The sequence below is a fragment of the Pseudoalteromonas sp. ABE4_541 genome (genome assembly GCF_056312285.1).
Genome location: NZ_JBSVEM010000009.1, coordinates 38,585 through 51,315 on the forward strand (window position 1 = coordinate 38,585; position 12,731 = coordinate 51,315).

The 12,731-nt window shown below is 42.6% G+C and carries 10 protein-coding genes; 6 read left to right on the forward strand and 4 right to left on the reverse strand.

The window, feature by feature from the left end; all coding sequences use genetic code 11:
* Window positions 1-75 precede the first annotated feature (75 nt).
* From ACW689_RS10605 to ACW689_RS10630, 6 genes are all read left to right on the forward strand, one after another.
* Complete coding sequence (locus ACW689_RS10605; RefSeq protein WP_476291104.1) at window positions 76-2,889, forward strand: 2-oxoglutarate dehydrogenase E1 component; 2,814 nt, start codon at window positions 76-78, stop codon at window positions 2,887-2,889.
* Between the two features lie 10 nt (window positions 2,890-2,899).
* A complete protein-coding gene (odhB, locus tag ACW689_RS10610; protein ID WP_476291106.1) occupies window positions 2,900-4,393 on the forward strand; it encodes a 2-oxoglutarate dehydrogenase complex dihydrolipoyllysine-residue succinyltransferase in 1,494 nt (497 codons plus the stop codon).
* A gap of 178 nt (window positions 4,394-4,571) precedes the next feature.
* The gene (gene sucC, locus ACW689_RS10615) at window positions 4,572-5,738 is read left to right on the forward strand and encodes an ADP-forming succinate--CoA ligase subunit beta (protein ID WP_152086094.1); all 1,167 of its coding nucleotides are present in this window, start codon (window positions 4,572-4,574) and stop codon (window positions 5,736-5,738) included.
* Window positions 5,738-6,610 (forward strand): succinate--CoA ligase subunit alpha, encoded by an 873-nt coding sequence (gene sucD / locus ACW689_RS10620; RefSeq protein ID WP_105168407.1) that lies wholly within the window; start codon window positions 5,738-5,740, stop codon window positions 6,608-6,610. The genes sucC and sucD overlap by 1 nt, the downstream gene beginning before the upstream one ends.
* A 417-nt stretch (window positions 6,611-7,027) precedes the next feature.
* Window positions 7,028-7,717 (forward strand): translesion DNA synthesis-associated protein ImuA, encoded by a 690-nt coding sequence (gene imuA / locus ACW689_RS10625; RefSeq protein WP_476291108.1) that lies wholly within the window; start codon window positions 7,028-7,030, stop codon window positions 7,715-7,717.
* Window positions 7,714-9,114: a Y-family DNA polymerase gene (locus ACW689_RS10630; protein ID WP_476291110.1), complete on the forward strand. Its 1,401-nt coding sequence runs from the start codon at window positions 7,714-7,716 to the stop codon at window positions 9,112-9,114. The genes imuA and ACW689_RS10630 overlap by 4 nt, the downstream gene beginning before the upstream one ends.
* Window positions 9,115-9,180: 66 nt before the next feature.
* Here the strand turns inward: ACW689_RS10630 and ACW689_RS10635 are convergent, their stop codons facing one another.
* The 4 genes from ACW689_RS10635 to ACW689_RS10650 form a co-directional block, all read right to left on the reverse strand.
* Window positions 9,181-10,467, reverse strand: a complete 1,287-nt coding sequence (locus ACW689_RS10635) for a hypothetical protein (protein WP_476291112.1) — start codon at window positions 10,465-10,467, stop codon at window positions 9,181-9,183.
* Window positions 10,468-10,805: 338 nt separating this feature from the next.
* Window positions 10,806-11,864 (reverse strand): Kelch repeat-containing protein, encoded by a 1,059-nt coding sequence (locus ACW689_RS10640; RefSeq protein ID WP_476291114.1) that lies wholly within the window; start codon window positions 11,862-11,864, stop codon window positions 10,806-10,808.
* 212 nt (window positions 11,865-12,076) lie between these two features.
* The gene (locus ACW689_RS10645) at window positions 12,077-12,379 is read right to left on the reverse strand and encodes a hypothetical protein (protein WP_476291116.1); all 303 of its coding nucleotides are present in this window, start codon (window positions 12,377-12,379) and stop codon (window positions 12,077-12,079) included.
* A 33-nt stretch (window positions 12,380-12,412) separates the two neighbouring features.
* Window positions 12,413-12,595 carry a hypothetical protein gene (locus ACW689_RS10650; RefSeq protein ID WP_476291118.1) on the reverse strand — a complete coding sequence of 61 codons (183 nt, stop codon included), beginning with the start codon at window positions 12,593-12,595 and terminating at the stop codon, window positions 12,413-12,415.
* Between the last annotated feature and the right edge of the window lie 136 nt (window positions 12,596-12,731).

A 12,731-nucleotide genomic window follows, 5' to 3' on the forward strand; every position in this document is an offset into this window, starting at 1 on the left:
AAACCTTAGATGGCATGCTCTGGCATGCCATCTTGTTATTAATTAAATTTCTGCGCTAGAGAAAAGGGCTAATAAATGCACGAAGGTGTGATGAAGGCATGGCTAGAATCTTCGCATTTGTACGGCGGAAACGTAGCTTATGTAGAAGAGCTTTATGAAGCGTATCTTGATGATGCGACTTCAGTGCCAGAAGAGTGGCGAGAAGTGTTTGATCAACTACCTAAAGTTGATGGTGTTGATGTTGATGTTAAGCATTCACAAGTAAGGCAACAGTTTGCCGAGCTTGCTAAAAACAAACACAGAGAAGTAGTAGTTGCAGCAGATGGTTCATCTGACGCAAAGCAGGTTAGAGTACTGCAACTGATTAACGCATTTAGGTTTAGAGGCCACCAAAACGCCAACCTAGACCCTTTGGGTTTATGGAAACGTGAGCGAGTTCGCGACTTAGAACTTGATTATCACGAGCTAACTGATGCGGATTTAGACAAAGAATACAACGTTGGCTCTTTTGCTTGTGGCAAAGAGACAATGAAATTAAAAGACTTATATGCTGCTCTGAAGAACACATATTGTGGTTCTATCGGTGCGGAATATATGCACATCACTTCTACAGAAGAAAAACGCTGGTTACAGCAACGCCTAGAGTCAACTTTCTCAAAGCCTCAATTTAGCAAAGAAACAAAGTTACGTATTCTAAAAGGTCTTACAGCGGCAGATGGTTTAGAAAAATACTTGGGTGCGAAATTCCCAGGTGCAAAGCGTTTCTCTCTTGAGGGCGGTGATTCTCTAGTACCTATGCTGAAAGAGCTTATTCATCGTGCGGGTGAAAGCGGCCAACAAGAAGCTGTAATAGGTATGGCGCACCGTGGTCGTTTAAACGTGCTAGTGAATGTGCTTGGCAAGAATCCACAAGTATTATTTGATGAGTTCGCAGGTAAGTACGGCGAATTAGCCGGCTCTGGCGACGTTAAATATCATATGGGTTACTCATCTGACTTTGCAACGCAAGGTGGTGATGTGCATATGGCGTTGGCATTTAACCCTTCGCACTTGGAAATTGTTAACCCAGTAGTGATGGGCTCTGTACGTGCTCGTTTAGATCGCTTAGCTTGTAAGACTGGCTCAAAAGCGCTTCCTATTACCATTCATGGTGACTCAGCAATTGCTGGACAAGGCGTTGTACAAGAAACCTTTAACCTATCACAAACTCGCGCGTTTGGTGTAGGTGGTACAGTACGTATCGTTGTAAATAACCAAGTGGGCTTTACAACATCAAAGCAAGAAGACGTTCGCTCTACAGATTATTGTACTGACATTGCTAAGATGGTTCAGGCGCCAATCTTCCATGTTAATGCTGATGACCCAGAAGCGGTTGCTTTTGTAACGCAAGTTGCATTGGATTTCCGTAATCAATTCCGCCGTGATGTTGTAATTGATTTAGTTTGTTACCGCCGCCACGGTCACAACGAAGCGGATGAGCCAAATGCAACTCAGCCGTTAATGTATCAAAAAATCAAAAAGCACCCTGTGCCTCGTCAAATTTACGCTGAGCAGTTAGCATTAGAGGGTATTATCACGGCAGATGAAGCGAAAGCGCTAGCTGATGAATACCGTAATGGCTTAGATAATGGCCAGTGTGTTGTTGAAGAGATTAAGCCTGATACAAAGCATTCATCGGATTGGTCTAAGTTTGTTGGTCACGATTGGGATGTTGCATACAATCCTACGCTATCAGTGGACAAGCTTAAATCACTAGCTGAAAAGGTATCAACCTACCCAGAAACGCATAAAGCTCAGTCGCGCGTTAAGAAAATTTACGATGATCGTAAAGCGATGGCCAGCGGTGAAAAGCTTCTTGATTGGGGTATGGCTGAAACACTTGCTTATGCAACACTCGTTGATGAAGGCGTAGATGTGCGTATGACTGGCCAAGACTCTGGTCGTGGTACATTCTTCCATCGTCATGCCGTTGTTCATAATCAACAAGATGCTTCGACTTACATTCCATTGCAAGACATTCATGAAAAGCAAGGTGCTTTTGAAGTATACGATTCAGTGCTGTCTGAAGAAGCGGTGCTGGCATTTGAATATGGTTACGCAACGGCCGAGCCAACTTCGCTAGTACTTTGGGAAGCACAGTTTGGTGACTTCGCTAACGGTGCGCAGGTTGTATTCGACCAGTTCTTAAGCTCTGGTGAGCAAAAGTGGGGTCGTTTATGTGGCTTGACTATGCTGTTACCTCATGGCTACGAAGGCCAAGGTCCTGAGCACAGCTCTGCACGCCTAGAGCGTTACTTACAGCTTTGTGCTGACCACAACATGCAAGTATGTGTGCCTTCAACTCCTGCACAAGTATACGCTATGTTGCGTCGTCAATCAGTGCGTCCATTGCGTCGTCCATTAATTGTAATGACACCTAAATCATTGTTACGTCACCCACTAGCAGTTTCTTCACTTGAAGAGCTTGCAGATGGTGTATTTCACAATATGATTGACGAGATTGATGATATCGATCCAGCAAAGGTAGAGCGTGTTGTTTTCTGTAGCGGTAAGGTTTACTACGAGCTATTGCAAGAGCGCCGTAAGTTAGAGTTAAACAATGTTGCTATTGTTCGTGTAGAGCAGCTATATCCATTCCCTCATCAGGAAATGGACGAGATCATGGCTCGTTATCAACACGTGAAAGACTTTGTTTGGTGTCAAGAAGAGCCGCAAAACCAAGGTGCTTGGTATTGCTCTCAGCACCACTTCTGGGATGCGATCCCTGCGGGTGCAAACCTAACATATGCTGGCCGTAAAGCATCGGCAGCACCAGCGTGTGGCTACATGTCAACACATACTAAAGAACAAAATGCGTTAGTTGCTGACGCTTTAACAATTAAGAAATAAGGGATAAGAGATGACAACCGAAATTAAGGTTCCTGTTCTTCCTGAGTCAGTTGCAGACGCCACGGTGGCAACTTGGCACGTTAGCGTTGGTGATACCGTATCTCGTGACCAAAATCTTGTAGATATTGAAACAGATAAAGTTGTACTAGAAGTTGTAGCACCAGAAGATGGTGTGATCACTGAAATCAAAGAAGTAGACGGTGCAACGGTTCTAGGTGAACAAGTTATCGCAATTCTAGGTGCAGCTGGCGCGCAAGCTAGTGCACCTGCTCAATCAAATGAACAACCAGCAGCGTCATCAGCGGCGCCAGCATCAGAAGGTAAAGAAGTGGACATTAAAGTACCTGTACTTCCAGAGTCAGTAGCAGACGCTACAATCGCAACTTGGCATGTTCAACCAGGTGAAGCAGTAAGCCGTGACCAAAACCTAGTTGATATTGAAACTGATAAAGTTGTTTTAGAAGTTGTTGCACCAGAAGATGGTGTAATGGGTGAACATCTTCACGCTGAAGGTGACACGGTATTAGGTGAGCAAGTGATCGGTAAGATCGTTGCAGGCGGTGCGCCAGCAGCTGCAGCACCTGCGGCTGAGGCACCAGCAGCTTCAGACGAAAGCTCAGATGTATTGACTCCATCAGTACGTCGCCTAATCGCTGAAAAAGGTCTAGATGCTTCTCAAATCAAAGGTTCAGGTAAAGGTGGACGTATCACCAAAGAAGATGTAGATGCATTCTTGAAGTCTGCACCTGCGGCAAAACCTGCATCAACACCAGCTGCTGCAGCGCCTGCAGTAGCATTAGGCGAGCGTACGCAAAAACGTGTACCAATGACGCGTTTACGTAAGACAATTGCAAACCGTCTACTTGAAGCGAAAAACTCAACAGCAATGTTGACGACTTTCAACGAAGTAAACATGAAGCCTATCATGGACCTTCGTAAGCAATATAAAGATGTATTCGAAGAGCGTCACGGTATTCGTTTAGGTTTCATGTCTTTCTACGTGAAAGCAGTAACTGAAGCACTTAAGCGCTTCCCAGAAGTAAATGCGTCTATCGACGGCGATGACATTGTTTATCACAACTACTTCGATATCAGCATCGCGGTATCTACACCTCGTGGTCTTGTAACACCAGTTCTTCGTGACTGTGACAAGCTGTCAGTTGCTGAAATTGAAAAAGGTATCCGTGAGCTAGCGCTTAAAGGTCGTGATGGTAAGCTAACTGTTGACGATATGACTGGTGGTAACTTCACTATCACCAACGGTGGTGTATTTGGCTCATTACTTTCGACGCCTATCATCAACTTGCCACAGTCTTCAATCTTGGGTATGCACAAGATCCAGGACCGTCCAATGGCAGTAAATGGTAAAGTTGAAATCTTACCTATGATGTATTTAGCACTTAGCTACGATCACCGTCAAATTGATGGTAAAGAATCTGTTGGTTTCCTAGTAACAATTAAAGAGTTACTAGAAGATCCAACACGTCTATTATTAGACGTTTAATCGATATTGATTAGATATTAAGCTGTATGTTAGTTCATACAGCTTTTTTTTTGCGCCTTTGGTCTAACTAGGGTTTTCATCGTACGCCTTGGGATCTATACTAGGAGCGCAATTTGGGATAGCTGATTATTTGCATAAATATTCAGCTTTTTTAGTATAAGAAATTGGATAAAGCATCATGAATTTGCATGAGTATCAGGCAAAACAACTATTTGCCGACTATGGTTTGCCAGTATCTGAGGGTTTCGCTTGTGATACACCTCAAGAAGCGGTAGAAGCAGCTGCTAAAATCGGCGGCGACAAATGGGTAGTTAAGTGTCAAGTACACGCCGGTGGCCGTGGTAAAGCGGGCGGTGTTAAGCTTGCTGATAGCAAAGAAGAAATCCGCGCATTCGCTGAGAACTGGTTAGGTAAAAACTTAGTTACTTACCAAACAGACGAAAAAGGTCAGCCAGTAGCTAAAATCTTAGTTGAAAGCTGCACAGACATCGCGAACGAATTATACCTAGGTGCTGTTGTAGACCGTGCAACTCGCAAAGTTGTTTTCATGGCATCTACTGAAGGTGGTGTTGAAATTGAAACTGTTGCAGAAGAAACACCAGAGCTAATTCATAAAGCTGAAATTGATCCGCTAGTTGGTCCTCAAGCTTACCAAGGTCGTGAGCTAGGCTTCAAACTAGGTCTAAACCCAGCACAAATTAAACAGTTCGTTAAGATCTTCATGGGTCTAGCAACTATGTTTAACGATCACGATTTTGCACTACTAGAGATCAACCCTCTAGTTATCACTGATCAAGGCAACCTTCACTGTCTTGACGGCAAAATCGGTGTAGACGGTAACGCGTTGTTCCGTCAACCTAAGATCCGTGAATTCCACGATCCTTCGCAAGAAGACGCGCGTGAAGCTCACGCAGCAAGCTTCGAGCTTAACTATGTTGCTCTAGACGGTAACGTAGGTTGTATGGTTAACGGTGCAGGCCTAGCGATGGGTACTATGGACATCGTAAACCTACACGGTGGCAAGCCAGCTAACTTCCTAGACGTTGGTGGCGGCGCGACGAAAGAGCGTGTAGCAGAAGCATTCAAAATCATCCTTTCTGATGACAATGTTAAAGCAGTACTTGTTAACATCTTCGGTGGTATCGTACGTTGTGACATGATTGCAGAAGGTATCATTGGTGCAGTTAAAGAAGTTGGCGTTCAAGTACCAGTAGTTGTACGTTTAGAAGGTACTAATGCTGAACTAGGTCGTGAAGTTCTTGCTAACTCTGACCTTGACATTATCGCTGCAGAATCACTAACAGATGCTGCTGAGAAAGTTGTTGCTGCTGCGGAGGGCAAATAATGTCTGTATTAATTAATAAAGATACTAAAGTAATCTGTCAGGGTTTCACTGGCGGTCAAGGTACTTTCCACTCTGAGCAAGCTATCCAGTATGGTACGCAAATGGTCGGTGGTGTATCTCCAGGTAAAGGCGGTCAAACGCACCTTGGTCTTCCTGTATTCAACACAGTACGTGAAGCAGTAGAAGCAACTGGCGCAACAGCATCAGTTATCTACGTACCAGCACCTTTTTGTAAAGATGCAATCTTAGAAGCTATCGATGCTGGCATCGAGCTTATCGTTTGTATCACTGAAGGTATCCCAACACTAGATATGGTTGACGTTAAAGTTAAGCTAGACCAAACTGGTGTTCGTATGATCGGTCCTAACTGCCCAGGTGTTATCACTCCGGGTGAAACTAAGATCGGTATCATGCCTGGTCACATTCACAAGCCTGGTAAAGTAGGTATCGTTTCTCGCTCTGGTACTCTGACGTACGAAGCCGTTAAGCAAACTACTGATGCTGGCTTTGGTCAGTCTACGTGTGTTGGTATCGGTGGTGATCCAATCCCTGGTACTAACTTCATCGACGTACTAGAGATGTTCCAAAACGATCCTCAAACAGAAGCAATCGTAATGATTGGTGAGATCGGTGGTACAGCTGAAGAAGAAGCAGCAGAGTACATCAAGCACAACGTAACTAAGCCTGTAGTATCTTACATTGCTGGTGTAACTGCACCTGCTGGTAAGCGTATGGGTCACGCTGGTGCAATCATCGCTGGCGGTAAAGGTACAGCTGATGAGAAATTCGCAGCTTTAGAAGCGGCAGGCGTTAAGACTGTTCGTTCACTAGCTGACATCGGCTCTGCACTTAAAGAAAAAGCGGGTTGGTAATCACCATCTAACTTTTTTAAAGTGAATATTGAATGCCAGTCCTTGTGACTGGCATTTTTCGTTGTGGCACTTTATTTCATATCTTCACTTTTTGAATTCATACTAACCCGCTTAACTACGTGGTCTATTTTGAGGAAAGAAAACCTTGTGGTTGCACCGCTACCGCGTCTTGCTATTGGTAGGATAACTACATCCATGTAGGCAAGCTGTAAATTTCTTTATTTAGTTGTTCTTAATGAGAAATTTTTAGTACAGCCATCGTCAGACTTGGTCATTCAAAATGATTGAGTGTTATTGCGGGTTAGCATCAGTATTTTTCCAGCAGTTGTGAGGATCGAGAGCGATCTGTTTTGATCTTGCACTTTATACATGAATAACTATACTGTTTAAATGTACAGTATTTTGGTTTTGTGTAATATGAGCGAGATGATTGACTTACTTCAGCATCGTCAATGGCTATGGCATGGGCGTGAGCAAGGCCAGTCTTTTGAACGGATAAGTTCTGGAATAAAAATGCTAGACAATAAATTGCAAGGTGGATTACCTCGACAGGGAGTTGTGGAAGTTTTATCTCCACAAGGAATAGGTGAGCTGCAGTTATTTCAATCCTACTTAGTACAGCAAAATAAGTTACTTGTGTTTATTTGTCCTCCCGGGGTACCTAACGTGTCTCAGTTTTATCACTTAGGGTTAGACTGCGAGCAACTGCTATTAATAAAGACAAATACGACAAAGGATGCCCTGTGGGCGGCCGAACAATGTCTTAACAGCCATGCTTGTGACTCGGTTTTGCTATGGTGTAGCGCTATGACTATTGCTCAGGCTAAGCGTTTGCAGTTAGCCGCCCATAAAGGGCGTGCAACGTTATTTTTATTTCGAGAGCAAAGTGAAGTGCACTTTTCTTTGCCTGTGGAATTATCTTTACTGCTGTCTGCTCATTCGAGTGGTATAAAAGTTCACATAAAAAAGCAAAAAGGTGGTAGAGCTCAGGTGCCTTTTGTTCTCTCGTTACAAGAATATTGGCCACAGCTTTACACAGTAGTTCAAACCACGAAGAAGCCAACAAATGTGATTACTTTGCCAACCGCAATAGGTTATGGACAATGACGCTCTGGCTTTACTTACATTTTGAATCGTTACAGTTAGATAGCTTGGAAGATGAGAAAGAGAGCGCGCCAATCGTGGTGGCTGACCCAAAAACACACCGAATTGTGCAAATGTGTGAGCGGGCAAAACAATGTGGTGTTAAAGTTGGAGCAGGCTTGGCCAGCACTGCTGCATTATGCGACAACTTGCAAATTGTCCCTTATGACGAACAACGAGAGCGCTCTAGGCTACAAGAGATAGCGGACTGGTTGTATTTAGTCACTGCTGACATCAGTCTTTTTCCACCGAATGGTATTTTGCTTAAAGTAAGCAATATGTTGGCACTGTATAAAAGTCTTGAGGATTACTGGCAACAGATCCAGTCGCATTTGCTGAGTTTTGGCTTACGTTATAGCTACTCAACCGGATTTTCTCCCCTTGCCGCGCGTTTGCTTGCACGAAATGGTTTGTCTTTGCTTACGGATGATAAACAAAAATTACTGCAGCAAGTTAAATTAAATAGCTTAAAGAGCACTGATTTACCGGAAGCGACTTGTGAGCGATTGCAGCGAGTGAGAGTGACAACTTTAGCGCAGTTGATAGACATTCCAATTACACAACTTGCAAAACGGTTTGATGCTGAATTAGTGCTTTACCTTGGTCGTTTACAAGGTCAATTACATCACCCAATTATATTTTATGTGCCCTGTGAGACGTTTTCTCGTTATTTGGTTTTATTGTACGAACTGGAAACGATACAGTGGCTAACTAAGCCCTTATATAAGCTATTACAGCAATTAGAGTCGTTTCTATTACAGCGCAACAAGTTAGCAGAGCTAATTAGTATTCAATTGCATTTTCGTGATGCTGATGTGTTAAAGGTAGATATCGCTTTTGCGCAAGGGGAGAGTAAAGCCAGTGCTTGGCTAGAATTAATTGAACTTAAACTTTCAACCGTCCAACTGCCCGAGCCCGTACAAGGTGTCACGTTGAGTGCTGAGCAGTTTATAAGTAATGTAGCTCAGAATAATGATTTATTTCAAGGTACCAGAACTGGGATGCCAGTGTCAGCCCTAATTGCTAAGTTAGAAGCAAAGCTAGGTCCAGATGCATTACATGGCTTTTCACTTAATGCTGATCCACGTCCAGAGTGCGCTTTTGAGCTTTCTCGGCCACTTTCAAAATCAGCAAAATTGGACAAAAAGACTCATTTAAAACATCCGAGTATGCTATTGCCCTATACAATCCCTTTGACAGAAAAGGTGGACATTTTTGCGGGCCCTGAGCGAATTTACACAGGTTGGTGGGGGGGAAAAGCGCTGGCTCGTGATTATTTTATAGCGCGTAATGAACAAGGGCAGTGGCTATGGGTATATAAAAATGCAACTTCACAGTGGCTTGTACATGGGTATTTTTAAGGAAGTTTGGCTCATGCTATTTTCATTTATGCTTATCTTTTAGTTGTTTTTTCTCCCAGCTAGCTGCTAAAAAATAAAGTCTATGCCGATACTGACTGTTGATGAGTCACCGTGAAAATTCCAAAACGCTGGTGCATATCCTTGGTCGTTAAAATTGTCATATTGGATCTTTAACGCTGTACTGCTCGTCAAAGTGTATCGCAGGCCTATACTCGTTAAAATATGCTGTTCGTAATCATCTTCTCCCTGCGCTGGGAGCGCCCACCTATCATTACGTGTGTCAATTTGATCTGCTTGAGAAATTGAAATGTATGGCTGCCATTGGTCAAATGTGTAAGTAAACGTGAGCAGTAGAGTGGGATATTTATTATGGTATTCAGACGGTTCATTCACTTCAAAAGAAAAATCGACTTCTACAAAATTATAGTCAAAATAAAAAGTGAAATTATCGAGCCAGTAACTGCCACCTAAACCAAAAAACCGATAACGACCATTGGTATATGCCGCACCATTGGCAATGCTGGCTGACACAATATCCCCATTGTAATACACGCGATTCAAGTCTGTTTTAAAATGAACAAAGCGCAGATCAAATGAGTCGCCAACAACTACCCAGTTTAGCCCTGTAATATTATTCCAATGCTCAGAAACATGTTGAAATTTGGTTTCAGTATATTGAGGAGGCACACGAACGGTTGAATATAAGGCACTTAGTTCTTTATTCTTATCATCTCGTTCATGACCGTAAAAAGCGGAGATATTATGGTATAAACCATGTGAAGAAAAGCTGTAACTAACATGCGCTCCATCGAAAAAATTAACCTGCCACCAATATAAATTTGCAGGTGGTCTGATCCAAGGATAAGCATAGCCAACCTCAGCATATTCAGAAAAATAATACATAGGCAGCGCTCGACGACCTAACTTCATAGACCAATTTTCAGACGCATCGTAGTTTAAGTAATACCAATCAAACTCAGGTTTAAAATCGTCAACGCCCTTTGCGACTAATTGAGTGATGAGATGCAGCTGTTCACTAATGTAAAGCTTGCTTTGTATGGCTAATATTGACTCGGTTTTAAAAGAGAGCTCATTTTTGTATTGCCCGACATCAAACCAATCAGCGGTGAAGACTTCGTCAGACTGTAAGGTTTGTCCGAAAACCACAGAGCCAAAACCATCAATTTCAATACTACCAGGGCCTGGGAGCTCAAGTGTTTGGAGCTCTTGAACCGATAGCTCAAATAAGTCAGCTTCAAATGGGTTAGGCTCTTTAGCTTGGCAATGATGGATAAGAGCACTTGCCAAATTGACAAAAACAGACACACCAAGAAAAAGTTGAGTTTGAGTCATTCATAAACTCCCAACTAGTAAGTCATATAAGCCTAGTTTGGGCATTCTTTATTAGCAAGCTGGACGCCTTTTGCATTCAACCGAGTTTGAAGATGGCTATTTTCAGTCTGTCGGTTGTTACTAAAGCAAAAAGGTTAGAGTGGACCATTTACCAATATATAGCCAGAGAGTAAAGAATAAGTTTATTTATTCATTCATAAAAGCCAATACTAACCGTTTTTTCGCTCGTAGACCTTAAAATTGTCACAAGTGCGCTTCTAAGGTGGTTTTTCAAGGGAAGAAGCAAATCAGGGAAAATATTACCTACAGACCTCGTCGTATCTAATTATGAATGGCAGCTAAAATAATAGTTGCTCCAAATAGTTTAACGTACCCGCGCCACCCGCATGAACTGCGCCTCCCATTAAGTAAATCTGCCCATTTAAAGTAATGGCACCTAAACCATGCCGAGTAGAAGACATACGAAACGATTCAGTTCGCCATATATCGTTATTTAAGTCATAGCGCCAGATCAGATCAAAAGCCTTTGCCTCTACTAGCTTGTTACCTTGCGAGGACTGCTGGTAAATATACTGTTCACCACCAAAGGCGTAGATTTGCCCGTTGAGGTATGTGCAAGCAAGGCCTGCGCTGGCAAATGGCATAGGGGAGAGCGTTCGCCAGCGATCTTCTTTAGGGTCGTAGCATTGAACCATATTTAGATTTTGGTTGTTGTTATCAAATTGGCGTCCACCTAAGATGTAAATTAAACCATTATGCACAACGGACGCGGCTGAATTACGGGGCTCATCAAGTGGAGCGCCTTGAAACCACTGACCATTGTCATAAATCCAGTGGGCACAAGTATCCATGAGCTTGTTATAAGTATTGAGCGTTCTGCCGCCAACTACATGAATTTTGTTATTGATATTTGCATAAATAGATTCTGCTTGAGGGGTAGGTAAGGGCGCCGTTTCTGACCACTTGCTCAGCTTCTCATCACTTTCAAACACACTGGCCTGTACTTGCCATGGGTTTTGTTTGTCCGCATAAAAACCACCGATTCCGTAAAGTCTGTTTTGACTGGCAACAAGACCGAGGTGATGTCTTGCTTGCGGTAATGCTGCTCCTTTATGCCAAGAATTTTGGCTTGGATCATAAATGTGAAGATCGCTGGTAGGCGCTAAATGACCAAATGGCGCATTGGGCTCATCACTGGCTTGTAATCCGCCTGCAACACAAACTTTACCCTTAAAAACGGTGGGGTATATTTCCTGCATAGCACGTGGCATGTCTTTTCTACGCAGCCAAACTGGTTGACTCTGTTTGGAAGAGAGCAGAGATGGAAATGTGCACGAAGCAGTTGCCAAGCATACCCCGCTCAATGCTAAATGAGATAAGAAGGTTCTACGATGCATAAAAGTACCTTTATTTATACTGGTTTACTTAATGACCGTGTAGAGTAAAAGTATCTTTCAATTTAATTCGTTAGGCAGTGAATTAGCGACTAATAAGAGGGAGTTTGCTAAGTTATCAGGAAGAAATATTTCTAAATTTTTACTACGGCGTGTTGCGGGCAAATGTATATTGCCGGCTTTAATTCATTTGCTTTTACACATGAAGTGAGAAACTACTCTGTTAGTTCAATATCATACAGTTTACCAATCCCAGCATAGTGATGACATTTTACATCAACCCGTTTGGTTGAAGTATTTAACGATTTCTTACACGTGACGTTTTGTGCTTTTAAACCATACTGCTCAATGTATTGAGCTACTTTTTTGTCGATTTTGATTTTTAAATCATCCGGTGCCGCATTGTAAAAAGTTTTGAACTGCTCATTCCAATCTTTGACATCTGCTTCTTTGGCAGTTCCAAGCCAGCCCATTCCAATAACGGTGGATTGCTCAACATATTGACCTTTTAAAAACATAAATGCGAGTACATATTGGGAGCCTTTATAGCCTCAAATTGCAGGTTCTTTTAATAAATTAAAAGCTTTCTCGTACTCTCCTTTACGGTAGTAACGCATGCCATTCATTTCTGCTTTATCAAGCTTAGTTTCTTTCATAAGAACGAATTCATTCGAACCACAACTACTTAAAAACAATGATGCACTTGCAATAAGTGAAAAAATCCATAAACGCATAATCAGCTTTTTCATATTGATAAAAGTTTGCGTAATTATATCACCATTTGTGGTAAATTCGGTACAGGGGTTTTAATCGGGTGTTATAGCCCAGTACATAAGTATTTATGTTGTATTAAGTTTTTTGTTGGATGTG

What these genes read in the sequence shown, in the direction of transcription:
- ACW689_RS10605 (WP_476291104.1), top strand. Translation starts at nt 76, where the DNA reads ATGCACGAAGGTGTGATGAAGGCATGGCTAGAATCTTCGCATTTGTAC.
- odhB (WP_476291106.1), top strand. Translation starts at nt 2,900, where the DNA reads ATGACAACCGAAATTAAGGTTCCTGTTCTTCCTGAGTCAGTTGCAGAC.
- sucC (WP_152086094.1), top strand. Translation starts at nt 4,572, where the DNA reads ATGAATTTGCATGAGTATCAGGCAAAACAACTATTTGCCGACTATGGT.
- sucD (WP_105168407.1), top strand. Translation starts at nt 5,738, where the DNA reads ATGTCTGTATTAATTAATAAAGATACTAAAGTAATCTGTCAGGGTTTC.
- imuA (WP_476291108.1), top strand. Translation starts at nt 7,028, where the DNA reads ATGAGCGAGATGATTGACTTACTTCAGCATCGTCAATGGCTATGGCAT.
- ACW689_RS10630 (WP_476291110.1), top strand. Translation starts at nt 7,714, where the DNA reads ATGACGCTCTGGCTTTACTTACATTTTGAATCGTTACAGTTAGATAGC.
- ACW689_RS10635 (WP_476291112.1), bottom strand. Translation starts at nt 10,467, where the DNA reads ATGACTCAAACTCAACTTTTTCTTGGTGTGTCTGTTTTTGTCAATTTG.
- ACW689_RS10640 (WP_476291114.1), bottom strand. Translation starts at nt 11,864, where the DNA reads ATGCATCGTAGAACCTTCTTATCTCATTTAGCATTGAGCGGGGTATGC.
- ACW689_RS10645 (WP_476291116.1), bottom strand. Translation starts at nt 12,379, where the DNA reads ATGTTTTTAAAAGGTCAATATGTTGAGCAATCCACCGTTATTGGAATG.
- ACW689_RS10650 (WP_476291118.1), bottom strand. Translation starts at nt 12,595, where the DNA reads ATGCGTTTATGGATTTTTTCACTTATTGCAAGTGCATCATTGTTTTTA.